The sequence below is a fragment of the Pseudomonas sp. LS-2 genome (assembly GCF_003605735.1).
Classification (GTDB): Bacteria; Pseudomonadota; Gammaproteobacteria; order Pseudomonadales; family Pseudomonadaceae; genus Aquipseudomonas.
Map to the genome: position 1 here is coordinate 220,003 of NZ_QXTJ01000040.1, position 19,679 is coordinate 239,681.

Here is a 19,679-nt window from a genome sequence, read left to right on the forward strand (position 1 = left end):
TCAAATCTCGCGCTAACCCCATTGTCTTCAGATACTTCGAGCCTGGATCTAAACACATCGTTGCTAGAAGAAGTCATGATCAACCTCCCATATTGTAGGTATAGGCCTCGACACCTCGGTCGAGGCCGGCCTTGTCGCTTACAGTTTTGGATCGATCTCTCCTGCGGCTCCTTGCGCCAGCCCTGAGCCCAGATCAGCACCCGTCATTGGATCCGCCGCCATGTCGGATTTGGTACGTTCTTTCATCATGGTGAGGGTGACCGAATCCTCTTCGCTCAACTCCACCGAGGCCGTACCGTCCCCGCCGTCGACGGCCGGATGCGGGTTCTCGACGTATTCGAACTCAGCATCGCTGTTCCAGGGGCCGCGTAGATTAGGCTCGCCATTTGACATGCTGAAATAAGTCCGGCTGAACTCCGGCATGCCAGGCAGTTTGCCCTGTGGGAAGTTTGGCTGAATGGAATGCAGTGCTTTTTCAAACGACAACTGGTGGGCGATTTCTCGGGTCATCAGAAAGCCCAACGCGTCTTTGACGCCCGGGTCAGCGGTCACATTCATCAGGCGTTCATAGACGATTTTCGCGCGGGCTTCCGCCGCGATATTCGACCGGAAATCAGCTGTTGGTTCGCCGATGGTGTCGATGTAAGCAGCCGTCCAGGGCACGCCTGCGGAATTCACCAAAGGTGCGCCGCCGCCATAGAGCAAGCTGGTGATATGCGAATCGTTGCCGGCGCCGTTGAGGTCGCGATAGAGCTCGCCCTCTTCCTGGACGCCCTCTGCCATTTTGCCCTTGGCGCCCTTGTTCAACATCACGATGATAGAGCCGATGATTTCAAGGTGACTGAGCTCCTCGGTAGCGATGTCCAGCAGCAGATCCTTGCGGCCTGGATCTTCCTCAGCCAACGCTTGCGTAAAGTACCGCGTTGCTGCCGCAAGCTCTCCTTGAGCGCCACCAAACTGCTCGAGTAACAGATTCGCCAACCCCGGATTAGGCTCGGCGACGCGCACAGTATATTGAAGTCTTTTGTTATGCAGGAACATAGTGAATCTCCCTTAGGGGCTAATGTGTCCAAGGCGGTAACAATCAATTTTTCAGTTAACGCTCACGGTTGAGTAGTACTAATGACGCACTCGTTAGTTAAGAGAATTCGCGCGGCCCGGAATTCACCGGATATAAATCTACCGCGACGGGCGGTGACAGTTAAAAAGTTGGATAAACATGAACCATGTCCGACCAACGGCGATAAGCGGCACTGCCGCTTGCTAACTAACGCGACAGATATCAAGCGGCGAGCGTTCTGGCTTCATTGAACTAAGCCGACGGATGGTCTCGCCATGAAGGTTGGTCTCTAGTGAATGCAAACAGTGAACGTTCGATCATCGCGTGTACCCAGAGGCGGTGAGGGATTCGCCCTGCGATCATGGAAAGATGAGGATGAAGCCATGCCACTTTTCATCCAGAGTGCTGGAGACGGCATGCCCAGGATGAATGGCAACCGCCAATGCCCGCCCTCACATCGGCAGATCGCCGGATACCATCCGCTGATGAAAAAACGGCACCAGACCCAACGCATGGAGCGCTGCTTGATGTTGCAGCGCCTCCCTGTCCCCCGAAAATTTTTCCCTGCGAGTAAAAACCTGTTCGCGGCCGCCAAGGATAAAGGCCCAGGCAAAACACACAGTCCCCGCCGGAATACCGTCCACGTCCTCAGTGCCGCATAAGCCGGTGGTGGCAACGGCGATATTTGCAGGGCTGTCCCGCAGTGCGCCTAAAGCCATCTCAGTCGCAACCTCAACACTCGTCAGGTTGAACGTGTCGATCGTTTCCCTCTTTACGCCTAGCAGCCGCTGTTTGGCTTCTGGCGAATAGACCACGTAGCCACACTCCACCAATGCGCCGCTACCAGGAACCTCCGCGAGGAGCGCCACGATCCGCCCTGCGGTACACGATTCAGCCGTCGCCAGCAGCAACGAGTGCTGTCTGAGATACGCAACAACATCTTCCACCATGACGTGCACCTCCTCCGCCGCTGATTCCTATGCGATAGACCACGCTGTTGTCAGATGTTCTCGGGTTTTTCCGGGTCATTTGCTTTGCAGCCCGCGCAGACCTTGCCGTTGATCCGTTCATCCAGAGGGTGATCATGGGCGGGAGGCAATTTCGTCAAGGTGGTCGAGCAGATCAAGCGCATCTTCGTAAACTCTCAAGGCGCCTGCGCGCTCCAACTCACCGATGTCATATCCACCCGACAAAACCCCTATGCCCGTCGCTTTGGCACGCCTCGCTGCGAGCATGTCCCAGATGGCGTCCCCTACCACCAGGCACTGCTCAATGGGCACGCCCATTCGATTTGCCGAAGCAAGGAACAGATCAGGATCCGGCTTTCCATGATTCACATCATCTCGCGTGATGATTTCGACCTCATCAAACTCCAGTTCCAACGCCTGCAGATTGATCTTTGCCGTCTCCACTCCCCCGCTTGTTGCGATGCACCATTTGAGCTTTTCATCGGTCAGCGTGTTCAACAACTTTAGTGCGCCGGGCAGCGCAATGATCTGGTGTTGCAGCCGGGCATAGGCCTGATCATGTATCTCACTGAGGCGGTCGGCCTGCTCTTCAGTGATATTCAGGCCCGTTTCGCGCGAGAGCGACTTCAGCATCAGACCGCCACTCATTCCGATCTTTCTATGAATGCGCCACATGGCCAATGGGATGTTTTCCGAGTCGAGTGCTTCTTTCCATGCGGCGACATTTTGATAAACGCTATCTGTCAGCGTGCCGTCGAGGTCGAAGATGAATGAGGTGGTCGGTCGCATCTTGTTCTCCATGCCAGCGAACGTCCTGGCTTAAAACCCGTTCAAATCCAGACGCAGACCGTCCGCGCGCAGAGCGCTCGGGGTCTTCCCTCAGGACGACTTGGTCGACAGCGCAAAAAATGCGTACTGCCGTCGCCTGATTGGATGAACCTGTACCGCGCTCGTTCCGACAGTTTTCCGACACGACTGACAGAGCGTTGGAAGAGTGACCCAGTGCCTTGCGCAACGAATGGATGAAGTACCCCGGAACCTACCCCACGTCTGTTTCTAAATCCTTGAGGCGGCGACAAAATTGAACCGTGGGCTCCCGTTCCATGTCCATGGGATAGGTGAAAGGAGACACCCATGGACATGCATGCAGAAACATCATCAAGAAACGTGGTAGTGATCGGTGGCTCTCACGGCGCTGTGGAAGTGCTGAGAACCTTGTTGGGCGAGCTGCCCCATGATTTCCAGGCGGCGATCCTCGTCGTCATTCATTCAGGGCCTTCGAGCCCGGGATATCTCGCTTCAATCCTTGATCGGTATTCGACGTTGCCAGTGGCGTATGCGCTTGAGGGCGAGAGCGTACAACCCGGCCGTGTGTATCTGGCACCCGCTGACAAGCACATGGAGATCGTTGCCCCGGGACAGATCCATCTGAGTGACGGGCCCAAGGTCCGCCATTCGCGCCCGGCAGCAGATCGATTATTCGAAACGGCGGCCGAGGTATTTGGTGATCGGGTTGTCAGTCTGATTTTGTCGGGAGGCGACAGCGACGGAACCGACGGGGCTAATGCGGTCATCGCGGCGGGAGGCTTGAGCATGGTTCAGGAACCCCAGGATGCGTTGGTGCCCAGCATGCCCATCAACGTGATCCAGAGAGATCACCCTCGCGCCGTGCTCAATAAAGCCGACATGGGATCAGTGCTGATCAAGGCGGTCTCAGGCCTACTTCTTTAGTTCTCAGGCAACCGAGTCTATCCGTGGCAGCAAATGACCGACTAGAAGGGAACGACGGCATCCCTCAAGACCAGCGGCTACCCCCGGTGCGAAACTCCAATATTTTCCGGCTGGCGCTCGTCTTCATGATCATGGTGATCACGACGTTTCTGTGCGTAGAAGGATGGCGGGCATGGCGAGATTACGAACATGCGTACGCGGCCGCCAAGGACTCTGCGACCAATCTGGCGCGGGCGACTGCTCAACATGCCGAGGATGCGATCCGCCAGGTCGATATCCTGACTGACGCATTGGCTGAGAGGGTTGAAGGCGACGGCCTGGAGAACATGAACGTTCCCCGGATCCACGCCTTGATGGTGCAGCAGTCGAAAATCATGCCCCAGCTTCACGGCCTGTTCATATACGACGCAAAGGGCCGGTGGGTGGTGACCGACAAGGACATAACCCCTGAGACCGCCAACAACGCCGATCGCGACTACTTCATGTATCACCGCGAGCATTCCGACCGACATGTACGCATTGGGGAGGTCGTCCAAAGCCGATCAACTGGCGAACTGATCATCCCCATATCCCGTCGTCTGGATAATCCCGATGGCTCATTCGCTGGCGTACTTCTGGGCACGATCAAAGTGAGCTACTTCGTCGACTACTACGGCGATTTCAAAATCGATGACCGTGGCGCACTGGTGCTTGCGATGCGCAACGGCACCATACTGGTAAGACGTCCATTCATGGCCGCCGTGGTCGGACAGAGTCTTTCCGAAAGCGAGATTTTCAAACGCTATCTGCCAGCGTCGAGCGAGGGTGTTGCCGAGGTTAAAGCTGTCGTCGATGGCACTCACAGGCTTTACGCTTACCGTGCACTGAATAGCTACCCACTGGTGGTAGAGGCTGGTTTGTCGAAAGAATCATTCGTAGGCCCGTGGCGACATGACCTGTTGAAATCAGGCCTTATCTTGCTCGTTCTGGTGGCCAGCCTCGCGGGATTTGGTTTCATCGTGCTGTCGCAGCTTCGCAGACGTATGGAAATAGAGGCCGAGCTTCGTCTTGCACATGTCGCCGTACGGGACATGGCCCTGACCGACAGCCTCACTGGCTTGGGAAATCGACGTCGGCTGGATATCGCTCTGGCTGCAGAGATTGCTCGGGCAAGGAGGCAGCGCTACTCCCTGGCCTTGATTATGCTCGATATAGATTATTTCAAACGCTTCAACGATCGCTACGGCCATACGGCGGGCGATGAGTGTCTTCGTGTGGTCGCCCGAGCCATTGCCACTTCCCTTAAAAGGCCAGCCGACCTGGCGTGCCGTTACGGTGGAGAAGAGTTCCTCGTTATTCTTCCAGACACCGATGCCGAGGGAGCCGCCCAGGTGGCAGCCGACATTTTGTCGGCCATTCGCGAACTGAAACTTGAGCACCTCGACAACCCGTCTGGAATCGTCACCGCGAGTGCGGGCGTGGCATCCTGTGTTCCTACCACTTCACAGACCACTGCGGTGGGGATGATCAAGGCCGCAGACGCATACCTTTACGCGGCTAAACACGCCGGACGTAACCAGTGGAGAGGAGAAGCCGCCAAGCCAATCAAAGCAACTGCTTTCCAGCAAACTTGATTCAGAGCACCAGGCCACGGGCGAACGTAGCCTGCGGTATGAAGGGAGGGAGGTATAGGACTCATGAATCCCATCACGCCAGACGGCCGCTACTTTGTCGTCAACGCAACGCTTTGGCGCTGCTCCAATCCCTCGCTCGATGATGACGAACGCCAGAGACTGGTGAACGAACTCATGGACGCGCGCAGAGCCGTGAAAGCCGCGAAAGCTTCAGGAGATCCAGGAGAAATGAAGATCGCGCGCGCGGCGGTTCAGGCTACGAAAGTGGCATTGGGAGAACGTGGGCCTGTTTGGTGGGATGACGGAGCTCCAGACCTGAACAGACACGGGGTGAAGAACACCCCTTATTCGGACTGGTATCAAACCCTGGCGCCTACCGACCGTTGATGAAGGAATGCCTGCGGCACCCAGGACGAAACTGCATGGCTACCCTGCACCCGATACTGTACCTGTATACCGTTAACTAAACGGCACCGCATGGGCCAATGGCATTCGAGGGATGGCCGACGAGGTGATCACACCTGCGCTGTTGAGGCGAGCCCGCCGCACCCGGAACACCCTGCGACAGACGGTCGCGACAGGCTGTCACCGGTTAGATTCGGGAAGCGTGCGTCCTTGAATCAGTGGCGAGTCATTCTGTTTCAGCTGCTTCCAGGCGCCGCATGGAATATCCTTGCACCACGCAATCAACCTACAAGCAGTGAATAGACGATGGGTTTTGAACAATTAGCTGAGCTCCGTGACCAACTGAAGGCCGAAAAAGAACAGGCGAAAACCGTCAGCCCGACTCCCCAGAAGCGAAAGTCCTCTCGGCAGGCAAAGCCTCGCGACCTGGATCCGGCGGTGGAAGCGATTTGGCCACTGCAGAAACATTTTCCGTTGGCCTTTCCTGTTAACCCGGCACCCAAGGTTCCATTGAAGGAAGGCATTCTGAAGGACGCTGAGCAACATTTAGAGCTACTCGGCATCACCCTCGAACAGCTCAAACTGGGTATCTCTACCTGGTGTCGTGGGGCTCGATACTGGACGTGCATGGTAGAGAACGCGCCGCGCCTGGATTTGAGTGGACAACCGGCCGGCGTGGTGACGGCCGCTCAGGCGATACACGCCAAGCGGCAAGCTTCACGGCAACGCAGCCAGGTCCGACGGGATCGTGACAAAGCGCAAGCGCGTGCTCTCCCCGCCGATGCAGAAACCGCCGTGGAAAAAGCACCGACTGAATAAAGCAAGACTCCGCAACGCGGCGCCCGAAACGTTGCGTCGCCGCGTTGCACATCCCGATGAAGCGGCACGCTGGTCCCTGCAATCCAGGGCAACGATAGAACCCCTCCCCATCACAACGGTCTGCTTCTGTATTACTTTCGGAATGCAGCCCATGTCAGCGCAACACAACCTTGTAGTACTCGCACGGGGCGGATACGCCGCTCGTGGAATGCTTTACTTGATCATTGGCATCTTTGCGTTGCTGGCGGCGCAAGACTCTACCAAGCCAAAAGACAGCCACAAAAGTCTGGAAGCCCTGTTAGCCCAGCCGTTTGGCTATTTTTTAGTGGGACTCGTGGTGGTGGGGCTGCTCGCATTTGCGGCCTGGCGGGTGCTGCAGGCTACGCGCGATGTCGACCATCACGGCAAGAATCTCAAGGGTTTAACCATTCGCGCTGGCCTGCTTGCCGGAGGTCTGGTCAACGGCGCCCTGGCGTTTTTTGCGTTAGGCCTGCTCGTAAGCGGAATTAAAAGCTCCGGCGATTCCGGAGGGAAAACCAAAGACTGGCTGGCGCATCTTCTATCTTGGGAACACTCCAACGTATTGGTGTACCTGATCGCCCTCATTCCACTGGGCGTTGGAATTGCTCACATCATCAAGGGATGGAAGGCGTCGTTTGAAAAATATTTTGAGGCTGACGAAGACGTCATGCGGTACGTCCGTCCGGTGTCCCGGTTTGGCCTGATGGCCCGTGGCGTCGTCTTCATCGAGATTGCGGTGCTGCTGGGAGTGAGCGGTTCCGCTTATCAAGCTGTGGATCCGCCCGGCATGAAGGAAGCCCTCGACGCGCTCCAGCATCTGCCCGCTGGATGGCTGGTTTTGATCGTCATGGCCTTGGGGCTCATTGCATTCTCGGTCTACAGCTTCTCTGAAGCCTTCTGGCGCAAGATAAACATGGAAATACCAGGCGTGTCGAAAGCGTAGGCAGGCGTAACCTCGCGCGGCCCTCGTACGCTCGTGGACTTCGATGGACCGTCTGAGACGATTTTGTTTAGTGATGCGTTCGACGACAGTCGCGTGGAGCTATGCGCCTGAAGTCGTCATCGCACAACGTGCTAAGCGCAGGGTTTTCGCAGCCTGAGGGTGATGATCTCCACCTAAAATACGTGGACACATCACCTCCATTGAACCGAGGCACTGGTGGTGATGCGGATTGTGTTTTCTATAATGAATGACCGGCCATGTTTAGGGTGCTTGTTATGCCAGCCTTCGCTGATCGAAAAACCGCTGTCGTTTTATGCGCAGCTTCCAATAACGACCTGGAAGATCTGGTAGCCATCAGGATTGAGGCGATGCGCGAGAGCCTTGAACGGCTTGGACGATTCAACCCGGATCGTGCGCGCGAACGATTTGTTGGCGGGTTCGACGCTAACAGCACACGCCGCATAGAAGTATCAGGTGATCTGGTCGGTTTTGTCGTCATCAAAGACCATCAAAGCGAGCTTCTGCTTGACCACTTGTATGTGATACCCAGTGCTCAAGGAGCAGGAATCGGCTCTGAAGTGCTTGCTCAGATTTTCAGAGAGGCTGATGAGACCGGGCGTCCCATCAAGGTTGGTGCTCTCAAGGAAAGCGCTTCAAATCGTTTTTACACTCGCCATGGCTTCGTGTTCGTCGAAAGCGGTGAATTCGATAATTATTATGTCCGGAGTCACTGTAATTCCGTTGCTTTGGGCGACCAGGCAGACCTTGATACGATGCCCGGTCAGAGGTTGCACCGTTAGATGGGCATCCACCTCTGCTGCAGTAGGTGGGTAATCTCATTCGCCCGCTGCGTCGGCAGGCGCGTGAAAACATCCTTCAGATTTGTGGATGCTTGCAGCCGCACATGGGCACTAAAACCCGACGCGCGAATGGGCAAATTGCAGGCAAAGAAAAGCCCGCGATGGGGGAGCGGGCTTAAATTTCTTGCAGGAGCGGAGTTAACGTAGCTGACAGCGTGTGAAAAGATTGTGAAGAAAATGACTGAGCCGCGACAGAGACACTGCCAAGCGCAGAAGTCACCGTCGGCCCCAGGCGTTCTCTATCACATCCCGGGAGACCTTGAGAGGTGCTTCAGCGCACGCAAACCAAAACTCACTGCGACCTTGATCCGAGCGCCTGGGCCGCAGCAGAATCTCCTGACCACTGCCCAAGCAATTCACCGATGAACAACCGCAACGAATCCCAGGCGCGTGTCCACCAACCTCCGACCTCGACTGACTGAAGCGCAATCAACGGACGCTCTGCAAGCTTGTCATCTGCTTCATAGAGCTGGAGTGTTCCCACCACGCTTCCCTGAGCGATGGGTGCGACGAGCGGTTTATTGATAAGGATTCGAGTCTCAGTCTTTCGGTGCGAATTCTTTGCCAACGTCAGCGTCACATCATCCAGCAGACCCGCCTGAACGGTATCCTCGTGAGCTTTCCACACCATGGGAGTCGCGAGCACGTGTCCCGCTTTTGCGTAAGTCTGGGTGTCGAAAAAGCGAAATCCGTAGGTCAGCAGTTTCTCGGTATCGGAGGCCCGATTACCGACCGTTGTCGAGCCCAATACGGCACTGATCAACCGTCGTCCATCGCGTAACGCTGAGGTCACCATGCAATACCCGGCAGCCTCGGTGTGGCCGGTTTTCAAGCCGTCGACCGTGCTATCGCGCCACAACAGAAGATTGCGGTTCGATTGCCTGATCCCGTTCCAGGTGAAGTGTTTGTGCTTGTAGAGGTCGTAGTACGCGGTCTCATCATTGATGATCGCTCTGGCGAGTCTGGCCAGATCCAGAGCCGACGCGTAATGGTCAGGCGCCGGCAGGCCTGTCGGGTTCATGAAGTGAGAGTTGTTCAGGCCAAGCTCGCGTGCCGTGTTATTCATCAACCCCGCGAAGCTGTCCTCGCTGCCCGCCACATGCTCGGCAAGCGCGACCGACGCATCATTTCCCGAATCGATGACGACGCCACGAAGCAGGTCGTGCACCGACACCTGGCTACCTGGGTCAAGGAACATCCGTGAGCCTTCAGTACGCCACGCGTTTTCGCTCACCGTTACCCGATCATCTGGCTTCAACTCCCCTGCCTGTATTTGCCGCGTCGCAACGTACACGGTCATCAATTTGGTCAGGCTCGCGGGCGGCAAATGCTCGTCAGGGTGACTACTGGCGATCACGTTCCCGCTGGCAGCGTCCATCAGAACCCACGCTTTGGCGGTCAGCTGGGGATGAGCGGGAATCATTGCGCCAGGGTTGGCGAACACCCCAGGGGCGTACAGACATAGGAAGGTCAGGCAGAACCGAAGTACCGGGTTTTTCACGAATTGAGCCTTGCTGAACAAAGGACGCCACGCTAGTGACCTTGTCCAGCTGCCTCAAATTAACCGAGGTTAAATAATGTTTAAGTTCATGCGGCAGAGGTTGCCAACGGGCACCTGATTATCACCCGGGTGCCCACACCCTGCGGGCCACCTTCAATCTGCAACTGGAACCCGTGCAGCCGCACCACCGCAGAAACGAGGGATAATCCCAGGCCGTGGCCGGGCGTTTGCCGAGATGTGTCCACTCTGTAAAGACGACGTGTCACGCTGCTGCGCTGGGACATCGGGATCCCGGGGCCGTTATCGATGACCTCGAGACGCACATGATCTGCGTCGTAACTGGAGCGCAGCACTATTTCCCCGGCAGGTTCAGTGAACTTGATCGCGTTATCCAGCAGATTCAGGACGGCTTCAAACAGCAGTGCCGAATCTCCTCTCAGCACAGGTAACGACGTTGACTGCTGCAGCCGAAGCGTCTGCTGTTTTTCTTGCGCCAATGGTTCGTAAAACTCCTGGGCCTGACGCAGCAAGGCATCGGGCTCGATGTCTTCAAAAGCGCTGCGCCGCCGCGTGTCCTCCAGCTCCGAGATACGCAGCAGGCCCTGGAAACGGGACATGATTGACTCGCTCTCCTCCAACGCCAGGTTCAAGGTAGTGATATGCAGGGGCTCCAACGGCATCTGCTGCAACTGGTAGAGCCGGGTGCGCAGTCTCGTCAGCGGAGTGCGCAGATCATGAGCGATGCCGTCGCACACGCTTTTGACCTCGTGCATCAGCTCCTCGATATGCTGCAGCATCGTGTTGACCGCGCTCGCGAGCATGTCCAGCTCATCTCGCCTGGCTGAAAGAGGCAGGCGTTCGGCCAGATTGCCGGAGACGATCCGCTCAGTGCTGCGCTGCAACACTTCCACCCGGCGCAGGGGTCTGCGCCGCAACAGTCGCCAGCCAATCAAACCGGGTATCAGCGTGAGTGACAGTCCCCAAAATAGCGCCTGACCGATGATGCCGCCCACCGCAGAAATCGAACCCCCGTCTCTGGCCAGAATCAGGATTCTGCCGTCTGGCCGATCAATTCTGAGCACATGGCTGCTGCGCGTCTGCTCGTCCGGAAGCGCAACGCTCAGCCCTCGCTCGAGATAGTGAACACGTCCGTCGTCCGGCAGGCTCGAGCGCAACTTGAGCAAGTCCCCCGCGATGTGTTTGCCATCCGCTTCGAACAAGCCATATGCGTCGATTCCAGTGATTGAATAGGCTTCGCTCGCGGCGAGCTCGCCCACCAGTGAAGCGTCATCGATCTTCTCGTAGTAATGCGCACGTTGCATCAGCGTGCGCTCGGCCACCTTCCCCAGATACTGAGATATCTCCCAATACAGCACGCCAGTAAACAGCCCGCCCCAGGCAACGAAAAATAGAAAGTACAGGCCGATCAACCGACTACTGCTGGACTGCCATCGATCAGTGTTTTTCGACCAGAACATAGCCCGCCCCGCGCACAGTCTGGATGAGAGGTGACCGCTGCCCTTCGATTTTCTTGCGCAGGCGCGCGATGTGTACCTCGATGATGTTGGTGCCGGGGTCGAAGTGATACCCCCAAACCTCCTGAAAGAGCATGGTACGGGTCACCAGTTGACCCGCGTTACGGACGAAGTACGTGAGCAGCTTGAATTCTGTTGGCAGCAACAGAACGGGAACATCGTCGATGGTTAGCTGTTGCTCGATAAGGTCGAGCACCACGCTCCCGAACGAGAGGCGATGGTCACAATTCGCAGGATCCGGGCTACGCAGAAGCACCTCGATCCGAGCAATCAATTCGACCATGGAAAACGGTTTTGTAAGGTAATCGTCACCGCCTGAGCGCAGGCCCTTGACTCGCTGGTCGACATCCGAAAGCGCACTGACCATCAGCACCGGCGTCTGGATATTGAGTTGCCGCAGTGTGCTGACGATGGTCAAGCCATCGAAGTCCGGCAACATCCGATCGAGGGTGATCACGTCATGCCCGCCAGCAATGGCCATGGCCAAACCATCTCGCCCCGTTGCGGCCCACTGTGCTGTGAAGCCGTTGAGTGCCAATTCAGCAACGATGCCCTGTGCCGTGACCTCGTCGTCCTCGATGATTAAGGCGCGATTCATCTTGAGCTCCTGCTTAAACGACCGACCATTGTAAAGGCAGCAGCGCGGCAGACATGACCGTTGGGTTGAAATGTGAACATTTCTTAACCTGGGTTAATGCTTCCCCCACGTGCTGCCGCGCTAACGTCTTGGCTTTTCCACCCGCAGGAGCCCCCTTCGTGCCTCGCCTATCGTTGTCCTTCGCCCTGACCCTGTTGTCCATCGCGGCCTGTCCAGTCCAGGCCTCCAATGCCAAGCCTGAGAAGACGGTGACACTCACCGTGTACACCGCCGAAGGCATTGGCCAGGCGGCTCGAAAAGCCGCCATCGACTATGAAAAGGCAGCGGGCGTGAAGTTGAATGTCACGGACGTGCCACCGTTCAACCGCATCCCGCAGGCTGCTCGTTCCAAACCCTCGGGGAGTGAACCGGTGGACATCGTTTTAACCAATCGCAACACGATGGACAGGTGGGTAGCGCAAGGTAAGGTGGACAAGGCATCAAGAGTCGAGGTGGGGAAATCCTTCATTGCGATGGCTGTTCGCGACGGTGCAGCGACCCCGGACATCAGCGATATGGAAAACTTCCGAAACACGCTGCTTCAGGCGCTTTCGATTGCTTATTCAGACAGCGCCAGCGGAATGTACCTGACTCACTGGGTATTCCCGAACATGAAACTGAGCAAGCCGCTCAAAGCCAGGCTGGTGTCCGATCGAGCTGTAGGCCAGGCCGTTGCTAACGGAGATGCTGAGGTGGGACTGCAGCAAATGAGCGAATTGACGCACGTTCCCGGTATCAAGGTCATCGGATTGATCCCCGATCAGGTACAGCAAATGACGCTCTACTCTGCGGCTGCGGTCAAAGGCAGTTCTCATCCTGAAGAGACACGTGGATTCCTCCAGTACCTGGTATCCCCTGCCGCCAGGACAGTTATCAAGGATGGAGGTCTGATTCCAGTGCACTGACAGTGCCGTCCAGGTCCTGCTTTATTCCCGAATAGCATGAATCATATGCCCCGTCGCCACGTTCCGCAGCCCTGGCTGGAGCAGCAAGATAACCCCGGCACTCTTGCTGCCCCATTTCAAGGAAAACCGCGATGACCCCCTTCACTCGCTACACCGTCGACACCGCCCCTGCTGCTTCCAGACCCGTTCTGGAAGCCGTGCAGAAAGCGTTCAGCTTCGTACCGAACCTGCAAGGCAACATGGCTGAATCGCCAGAATTACTGGCCGGTTACAGCCAGCTTTGGGACCTGTTCGCAAAGAGCACTCTGACCCCGCACGAGCAGCAAGTGGTGTACCTGACCTCCAACTTCGAAAACAACTGCCACTACTGCATGGCCGGGCACACGACTCTGGCGAAGATGATTGAGATGGCGCCAGAGGTCATTGCCGCCTTGCGTGCCGGCAGCGTCATTCCGGATGCGCGTCTGGAAGCGTTACATGTGTTCACTACGGCGGTTGTGCGTGATCGCGGCTTCGTGAACGACGCGGGTATCGAAGCCTTCCTCGCGGCCGGCTTCACCCGTCGCAACGTGTTGGAAGTGGTACTGGGTGTCGCCACCAAGGTCATGAGTAACTACACCAACCACTTGGTGCACACCCAGCTGGACCCTTTCATGAAAGGCAATGAATGGACCAAACCAGTCTGACACCTGGCTTGAGCTTTACTCGACCAGCCCCGCATGGGCGGGAAAGCTGCACTCTGGACAGGGTTGTGTTGCACACGACTTATTGAGATAAACCCCTCGCTGCGAGCGAAGCCCCCTGCTTCGCTCGCTTTTTTGGCTATGGTTTTTTAACGTTCAGGTGAAACACCGATGGATCGATTGGCGGCAATGGAAACCTTTGTCTGCGTGCTCGACGCGGGTTCGTTTTCTGCGGCGGCACGACGCCTTAACCTCGGCCAGCCCGCTGTGTCGAAAACCATCGCGCAACTCGAAGATCGCCTCGGCGTGCGACTCTTGCTGCGCTCTACACGTGGGCTTACACCGACTGAAGCCGGCACCGCCTACTACGAGCGTGCCAGGCGTGCCATCGAGGAGGCCCATGAAGCCGATCTTGCCGCACGCGGTGCGGGCAGCGGGCTGCAGGGCACCTTGCGGGTCTGTGCGGCGGTGACCTTCGCGCGTCTGCATGTGCTGCCGCGGCTGGGGGCATTCCTCGAAGCGCATCCGGACTTGAACATGGATATCGTCCTGGATGACCGCACCGTCAATCTCGTCGAAGAAGGCATTGATGTCGCCTTGCGCATGGGCGCTTTGCCTGATTCCAACCTCATCGCCCGCAAGATCGGTGAATGCCAGAGGCTGGTACTGGCCACTCCTGCCTACGTGCAGGCCCATGGCGCACCGGCCAACCCTACCGATCTGGCGCAGCACCAGGCCGTGGTGTTCGCTCAGGCAGGCGGTGGCGAGCACTGGGTCTTCAAACAAGGCAGTACGGTGCAATCGGTGACCGTTAGCGGACGGGTGCGGGTCAGTGCGGCGGAAGGTGTACGGGCGGCGGTGCTAGGCGGGCTTGGGGTGGCCTTGACATCCCAGTGGATGTTCGCCGAAGAACTGGCCCGGGGCGACGTGGTGCCTCTGTTGGGGGATTGGCAGTTGCCGCCGCTGGATCTTTGGGCGGTATTTCCCACAGGGCGGCTGGCCAGCGCCAAGGCACGGGCATTCGTTGATTTCGTCGCCGCGTTGATGAACCGACCATAAGCAAGGCCGCCCGAAGGCGGCCTGGAGAGGTCCAGCATCAACCGCGTAATGCAGGCAACAACTCGGTGGGTTCCGGGCGCAGCGTGTAGTCAGGATTGACCTCCGCGTACAGGATGACGCCATCCTGGCCTATGACGAAACGGCCCGGCATCGGCAAGGTCCAGCTCTGATCACCGTTGATGACTGGCAGATTATTGCCCAGGCTCAGATAGAGTTCAGCCAGGTAGTCCGGCAACGTGAAGCGCAGGCCAAACGCAGCAGCTACTTCATTGCCGCTGTCACTGAGGATTGGAAACGCCAGGCCGTTTTGACGTTGCGATTTGCGACTGTTGGCCTGGCTCTGCGGCGAAATCGCCACCAGGCTCGCACCGCGTTCCTTGAACGCCGGCAGTGCCTGCTCCAGCGCTTGCAGCTCCATGTTGCAATAAGGGCACCAGACGCCGCGATAGAAGCTGATCACCAACGGACCGCGGGCCAGCAGTGCACTCGATGAGACCATGTTGCCCCGAGCGTCGGGCAATTCAAAAACCGGCGCTACATCTCCGGCCTTGAGTGCACGCTCGGCCTGGCCGCTGGCGATCAGCTCGGCAGTGGCCCGGTGCATCACGGCGTGAACGGGCGCCGGCGCATTGTAGGGAGGTTTGCCGGCAACGAAGTCGGCCTTGAAAGCGTCCAGTCTGGCTTGAAGTGTCATGAGTGTTCTCTCGGGGGTGGGTCAGTCGAGGCTCATGATCGCCACATCGCGGCTCACCCAGTAGAGAGTTGGCCAGCATAGTAAATATGCCCATCAGGAATGCCCGCCGCGACTGAGCCCCGCCCCAGACCAGCAGACTCCCCACGCCACCCAGTCGCGCAATCGCTCTGCGAGCGGCGTAGCTGATCGTCACGGCTATTGACTCATGGTTCTACGCCATGAGGCCGCGACAGCTACTCAGGTATTTCCTTGCCCCAATTGGCGTCGCCGGGCATGATCGCTTACCTTTGGCCAGACTGGCTCTGGCTGTCCGGAGAGATCATATGGATCTTGAGCGCCGCAACAACGTGACAATCGTAGGCGACGGCCCTGCAACGCTTGTTTTCTCCCACGGATTCGGCTGCGATCAGACCATGTGGAGCTACCTGTACCCGCATTTCACAGGCCAGTTCCGCGTGGTGATGTATGACCTGGTGGGCGCGGGTCAGTCAGACCTGACCGCTTACAGTCGCGACAAATACAGTTCGCTGGCGGGATACGCACACGACCTGGTGGAAATCATCGATCGTTACGCGCTTGGCCCTGTCATCCTGGTGGGCCACTCCGTGAGCGCCATGATCGGTGCGCTCGCCGATCGTTTGCGCCCTGGAAAGATCGCAGCGCACATAATGGTTGGGCCTTCTCCTTGCTATATCGACTCAGGAGACTATGTCGGTGGTTTCAAGCTCGAAGATATCCATTCCTTGCTCGACACCCTGGACAGCAACTATCTGGGTTGGTCCAGCACCATGGCTCCCGTCATCATGGGCGCCCCAGGCCAGCCAGACCTGAGCGCCGAACTCACCAACAGCTTCTGTCGCACCGAACCGGAAATCGCCAAACAGTTTGCCCGCGTGACCTTCATGTCCGACAACCGCCGGGACGTGGCTGGACTGCTGACACCGACGCTGATTCTTCAGTCGACGGAGGATCTGATCGCGCCCGTAGCCGTAGGCGAATACCTGCACGCAATCCTGCCTGGCAGCACTTTCTGCCTGGTGCCCAATGTCGGTCATTGCCCACACATGAGCGCGCCCAGTGCCTGCACTGAGGCAATGGACAGATTTCTTCAGCCTTGGGTAGGCGACCATGTCCGTTGAACAACCGCCACTGCCGGACGCTGAAGCGCTGTTCGAGGACGCTCCGTGTGGGCTGATCGTATCCACGGAAGATGGCACCATCCTGCGAGCCAACCGAATCTTCTGTACCTGGATCGGTCGCAGCGTCTCTGAGCTTCTGGGTTTGCGGTTCCAAAGCCTGCTGACCGTGGGCGGTCGTATCTTTCACCAGACCCATTGGGCGCCCTTGATACAAATGCAGGGTTCTGTCGCCGAAGTGAAACTGGACCTGTTACATCGCGACGGGCATGTCGTCACCATGCTGCTTAACGGCGTCAGGCGCGAACATGCCGGCGGTGCTTACAACGAGCTGGCATTGTTTGGCACCACTGACCGTGACGCCTACGAGCGTGAGTTGCTCGCTGCACGCAAGAACGCCGAGGAACTGCTCTGGGAGAAGACGGGGGCTGAATCGGCGCTGCAACAGCTGAAGTCTGGATTGAGCATTGCCTACGAAAAATCACAGCGCCGTGCGCTGTTCGCTGAGCAAATGGTCGCGATCGCCAGCCACGACCTGAAGAATCCTTTGACCGCCATCAGGATGGCGTGTGACTTTCTCGCGAGAAGCGAGCGCAACGTCAAGGATACTCAGTTGCTCCGGCACATCAATCAGTCCTCGGAACGTGCGCAAAGGATGATTGCCGACCTTCTTGATCTGGCACTGGCGAGAGTGGGTCGCGGGATCGCGATCTCGCGCAGCTCATTGGATCTGCACACAATCGTTGGCCAAAGCATCAGCGAGTTGCGGGTCACGTTTCCCCAGGCCCGGGTCGAACACCGGATCAAAGGGGCAGGCACCGCTGAACTTGATGCAGACCGGGTACAGCAAATCATTGGGAATCTGATTGCCAACAGCGTTGCATACGGCGATCTCCAGCACCCCATTACCGTCATGTCGGAAGTCGACAGTGGGATGATCACGATATCGGTGCACAATGAAGGGCCGCCAATACCCGACTCGTTGATCGACAATCTGTTCGAGCCCATGACTCGCGGAAGCGTGAAGGATGAGCACGTTCGAAGCGTAGGGCTCGGCCTGTTCATCGTTCGTGAAATTGCCGTGGCCCATGGTGGGCATGTGGCAGTTACCTCAGGCACTGCCACCGGCACAACCTTCCTCGTTAGCATTCCGACGATTGAATCCGCTGCTGACACGGTGGATTAGCAGCCAGCCACCCCGGGGTAACGGACGCTCCCTGTGTGCGCCGAATCGAACGAAAACCCCGAAAGTTCTCGCCATGAATGAGTACCGCCATCGCGAGCTTCCCGGTCAGCGAAACGAGGCGTCAGCCCAGATCGCCCCCTCCCACCGGCAACGTCACGCCGGTGATATAGGACGCTTCGTCCGATGCCAGGAACAGAATCGCGCCCGCTTGCTCGTCGATCGTCCCGTAGCGCTTCATCAAGGTGCTGTCGAGGGTCTGATCAACGATTTGCTGGTACCACACCTGCTCCTGCTCGCTTTGGGCCTGGGTATTGCGAGGAATCCTGCGCGGGGGTGCTTCGGTGCCGCCAGGCGCAGTGGCGTTGACGCGAATCCCGCTGCCCGCGGTTTCCAGCGCCAGGCACGCGGTCAGTGCATTGACCCCGCCCTTCGCTGCGCCGTACGGCACACGATTGATGCTGCGTGTGGCAATGGAGGAGACATTGACGATGGCACCGCTTCCCTGTTCGAGCATGTAGGGCAATACGCAGTGGCAGCACCACAGTGTCGGAAACAAGGAGCGCCGGATTTCGGCCTCAATCTGGAGTTCCGCATAATGCTCGAAGGGTTTGGCCCAGATCGTCCCGCCCACGTTATTGATCAGGATGTCGATCCGTCCAAAGCGCTCGTTTGCGGCGGACATGACGCGCGCGCATTCGGCGTGCTGCTCCAGGTCCGCCAACAGCGTCAGGCTGCGCGCGTGCTGCAACTCATGAACCAGCTCCGAGCGGTCGATGGCGACCAGCAAGGCCCCCTCTTCCAGCAACCGCTCGGCGACTCGCCGACCGATCCCCTGCGCGGCGCCGGTGACCAGCGCAACCTTTTCGTTGAAACGTAAATTCATTGCTCTGTCCTCAGGCGGCGTCGCCGGTGACGATGGCGTTGGGCGTGAACTTCTCGTAATGGAAACTCACGGGCGTCACGCCCTGATCTTTGAAGTGCTGGCGTACGGCATCGACCATCGGCGGCGGCCCGCACAAATACACGTCGACGTCCCCTTGGTTGAGCACCTCGGGGGTCATGTGCTGAGTGACATAACCTTTCTGAGGATGAACGCTTGCGGGGTCGGCAACGCAGGTCACGAAGCTGAAGTTGGGCAGCCGTGCGGCGAAGGCTTGCAGCGAGTCGACCATCACCCGATCCTGATCGCGCGTGACGCCGTAGATCAGCGAGACCTGTTGCGACTCACCGCGCTCGGCCAGGACCTCCAGCATCGCCAGGAAAGGCGCAAGCCCGGTGCCGCCGGCCAGGAACAACAGCGGTCGTTTGACTTCGCGCAGGTAAAAGCTGCCCAGAGGCCCGGTCATCGCGACCTTGTCGGCGTGTTGCGCGCGCTCGAGCCAACTGCTCATCAGCCCGCCGGGAACATGCTTGATCAAAAAGCTCGCATGCTTGTCGCCCGGCAGACTGCTGAATGAATAGGAGCGTGTCTGCCCAGTGCCCGGCACCTCGATGTTGACGTATTGACCAGGGAGGAAGACCGGCGCCTGGTCCAGCTCGAAGCTGACCTCCAGCGCAGCGTCGGCGTGCCGGGTGATCGCATGGACGTTGGCGGCAAACTGGCTTGTGCCCGTCTTGCAAGCGCTGGAGGGCACCGGCACGGCAATCACGCAGTCCGATTGCGGCACCATCTGGCACGTCAGCACCTTTCTTTCCTGCGCCTCGTCTTCACTCAGCGCGTCCTCGATGTATTCGTCACCCAGGTCGTAGGCACCGGTCTCGCAGTGGCATTTGCAGGTGCCGCAGACGCCGTCCGAGCAGTCCATTGGCAGGTTGATACGCTGGCGAAAGGCGGCATCCAGTACCTTCTCGCCCTCTTTGCAATCGATGAAACGCGTCACGCCGTCTTCGAAATTGAGCGCTATGGAGTACGTCATGGGTCTG

At 58.0% G+C, this 19,679-nt stretch carries 20 protein-coding genes; 11 read left to right on the plus strand and 9 right to left on the minus strand.

The window, feature by feature from the left end:
* Positions 1 to 138: 138 nt before the first annotated feature.
* The 3 genes from D3M70_RS26665 to D3M70_RS26675 all read right to left on the minus strand — a co-directional run bounded on the left by D3M70_RS26665 (position 139) and on the right by D3M70_RS26675 (position 2,817).
* Entirely contained in the window at positions 139 to 1,041 is a 903-nt protein-coding gene (locus tag D3M70_RS26665) for a manganese catalase family protein (protein WP_120128720.1), read from the minus strand.
* Between the two features lie 471 nt (positions 1,042 to 1,512).
* Positions 1,513 to 2,010: a CinA family protein gene (locus D3M70_RS26670; RefSeq protein WP_120128721.1), complete on the minus strand. Its 498-nt coding sequence runs from the start codon at positions 2,008 to 2,010 to the stop codon at positions 1,513 to 1,515.
* A gap of 132 nt (positions 2,011 to 2,142) precedes the next feature.
* On the minus strand, positions 2,143 to 2,817 hold the full coding sequence (locus D3M70_RS26675) for an HAD family phosphatase (protein ID WP_120128824.1): 675 nt from the start codon (positions 2,815 to 2,817) through the stop codon (positions 2,143 to 2,145).
* Positions 2,818 to 3,162: 345 nt separating this feature from the next.
* Here D3M70_RS26675 and D3M70_RS26680 point away from each other — a divergent pair, with 345 nt between their 5' ends.
* The 6 genes from D3M70_RS26680 (at position 3,163) to D3M70_RS26705 (ending at position 8,360) form a co-directional block, all read left to right on the plus strand.
* The gene (locus D3M70_RS26680) at positions 3,163 to 3,759 is read left to right on the plus strand and encodes a chemotaxis protein CheB (protein ID WP_120128722.1); all 597 of its coding nucleotides are present in this window, start codon (positions 3,163 to 3,165) and stop codon (positions 3,757 to 3,759) included.
* A gap of 125 nt (positions 3,760 to 3,884) precedes the next feature.
* Complete coding sequence (locus D3M70_RS26685) at positions 3,885 to 5,372, plus strand: sensor domain-containing diguanylate cyclase (protein ID WP_256660002.1); 1,488 nt, start codon at positions 3,885 to 3,887, stop codon at positions 5,370 to 5,372.
* 63 nt (positions 5,373 to 5,435) lie between these two features.
* Positions 5,436 to 5,759 (plus strand): hypothetical protein, encoded by a 324-nt coding sequence (locus D3M70_RS26690; protein WP_120128723.1) that lies wholly within the window; start codon positions 5,436 to 5,438, stop codon positions 5,757 to 5,759.
* Between the two features lie 324 nt (positions 5,760 to 6,083).
* The gene (locus D3M70_RS26695; protein WP_120128724.1) at positions 6,084 to 6,596 is read left to right on the plus strand and encodes a ProQ/FINO family protein; all 513 of its coding nucleotides are present in this window, start codon (positions 6,084 to 6,086) and stop codon (positions 6,594 to 6,596) included.
* 151 nt (positions 6,597 to 6,747) lie between these two features.
* The gene (locus tag D3M70_RS26700) at positions 6,748 to 7,560 is read left to right on the plus strand and encodes a DUF1206 domain-containing protein (RefSeq protein ID WP_120128726.1); all 813 of its coding nucleotides are present in this window, start codon (positions 6,748 to 6,750) and stop codon (positions 7,558 to 7,560) included.
* A 275-nt stretch (positions 7,561 to 7,835) separates the two neighbouring features.
* On the plus strand, positions 7,836 to 8,360 hold the full coding sequence (locus D3M70_RS26705; RefSeq protein WP_120128827.1) for a GNAT family N-acetyltransferase: 525 nt from the start codon (positions 7,836 to 7,838) through the stop codon (positions 8,358 to 8,360).
* Positions 8,361 to 8,712: 352 nt separating this feature from the next.
* Here the strand turns inward: D3M70_RS26705 and D3M70_RS26710 are convergent, their stop codons facing one another.
* The 3 genes from D3M70_RS26710 to D3M70_RS26720 form a co-directional block, all read right to left on the minus strand.
* On the minus strand, positions 8,713 to 9,843 hold the full coding sequence (locus tag D3M70_RS26710) for a D-alanyl-D-alanine carboxypeptidase family protein (protein WP_120128828.1): 1,131 nt from the start codon (positions 9,841 to 9,843) through the stop codon (positions 8,713 to 8,715).
* Positions 9,844 to 10,007: 164 nt separating this feature from the next.
* Positions 10,008 to 11,399 (minus strand): HAMP domain-containing sensor histidine kinase, encoded by a 1,392-nt coding sequence (locus tag D3M70_RS26715; RefSeq protein WP_120128727.1) that lies wholly within the window; start codon positions 11,397 to 11,399, stop codon positions 10,008 to 10,010.
* The gene (locus D3M70_RS26720) at positions 11,377 to 12,054 is read right to left on the minus strand and encodes a response regulator transcription factor (RefSeq protein ID WP_120128729.1); all 678 of its coding nucleotides are present in this window, start codon (positions 12,052 to 12,054) and stop codon (positions 11,377 to 11,379) included. The genes D3M70_RS26715 and D3M70_RS26720 overlap by 23 nt, the downstream gene beginning before the upstream one ends.
* A gap of 260 nt (positions 12,055 to 12,314) precedes the next feature.
* Here D3M70_RS26720 and D3M70_RS26725 point away from each other — a divergent pair, with 260 nt between their 5' ends.
* From D3M70_RS26725 to D3M70_RS26735, 3 genes are all read left to right on the plus strand, one after another.
* Entirely contained in the window at positions 12,315 to 12,998 is a 684-nt protein-coding gene (locus D3M70_RS26725) for a substrate-binding domain-containing protein (protein WP_256659994.1), read from the plus strand.
* A 131-nt stretch (positions 12,999 to 13,129) separates the two neighbouring features.
* Complete coding sequence (locus tag D3M70_RS26730; protein ID WP_120128732.1) at positions 13,130 to 13,684, plus strand: carboxymuconolactone decarboxylase family protein; 555 nt, start codon at positions 13,130 to 13,132, stop codon at positions 13,682 to 13,684.
* A gap of 168 nt (positions 13,685 to 13,852) precedes the next feature.
* Positions 13,853 to 14,740, plus strand: a complete 888-nt coding sequence (locus D3M70_RS26735; protein ID WP_120128734.1) for a LysR family transcriptional regulator — start codon at positions 13,853 to 13,855, stop codon at positions 14,738 to 14,740.
* 37 nt (positions 14,741 to 14,777) lie between these two features.
* Here the strand turns inward: D3M70_RS26735 and D3M70_RS26740 are convergent, their stop codons facing one another.
* Positions 14,778 to 15,434: a peroxiredoxin-like family protein gene (locus D3M70_RS26740; RefSeq protein ID WP_120128735.1), complete on the minus strand. Its 657-nt coding sequence runs from the start codon at positions 15,432 to 15,434 to the stop codon at positions 14,778 to 14,780.
* Between the two features lie 323 nt (positions 15,435 to 15,757).
* Between D3M70_RS26740 and D3M70_RS26745 the strand changes: the two genes are divergently transcribed.
* Positions 15,758 to 16,573, plus strand: a complete 816-nt coding sequence (locus tag D3M70_RS26745) for an alpha/beta fold hydrolase (protein WP_120128737.1) — start codon at positions 15,758 to 15,760, stop codon at positions 16,571 to 16,573.
* Positions 16,563 to 17,756, plus strand: a complete 1,194-nt coding sequence (locus tag D3M70_RS26750; protein WP_120128738.1) for a PAS domain-containing sensor histidine kinase — start codon at positions 16,563 to 16,565, stop codon at positions 17,754 to 17,756. The genes D3M70_RS26745 and D3M70_RS26750 overlap by 11 nt, the downstream gene beginning before the upstream one ends.
* A gap of 121 nt (positions 17,757 to 17,877) precedes the next feature.
* On the opposite strand, the gene D3M70_RS26755 is transcribed toward D3M70_RS26750, so the two are convergent.
* Both D3M70_RS26755 and benC read right to left on the minus strand, forming a co-directional pair.
* The gene (locus D3M70_RS26755) at positions 17,878 to 18,639 is read right to left on the minus strand and encodes a 1,6-dihydroxycyclohexa-2,4-diene-1-carboxylate dehydrogenase (protein WP_120128740.1); all 762 of its coding nucleotides are present in this window, start codon (positions 18,637 to 18,639) and stop codon (positions 17,878 to 17,880) included.
* 10 nt (positions 18,640 to 18,649) lie between these two features.
* Entirely contained in the window at positions 18,650 to 19,672 is a 1,023-nt protein-coding gene (gene benC / locus D3M70_RS26760) for a benzoate 1,2-dioxygenase electron transfer component BenC (RefSeq protein ID WP_120128742.1), read from the minus strand.
* Between the last annotated feature and the right edge of the window lie 7 nt (positions 19,673 to 19,679).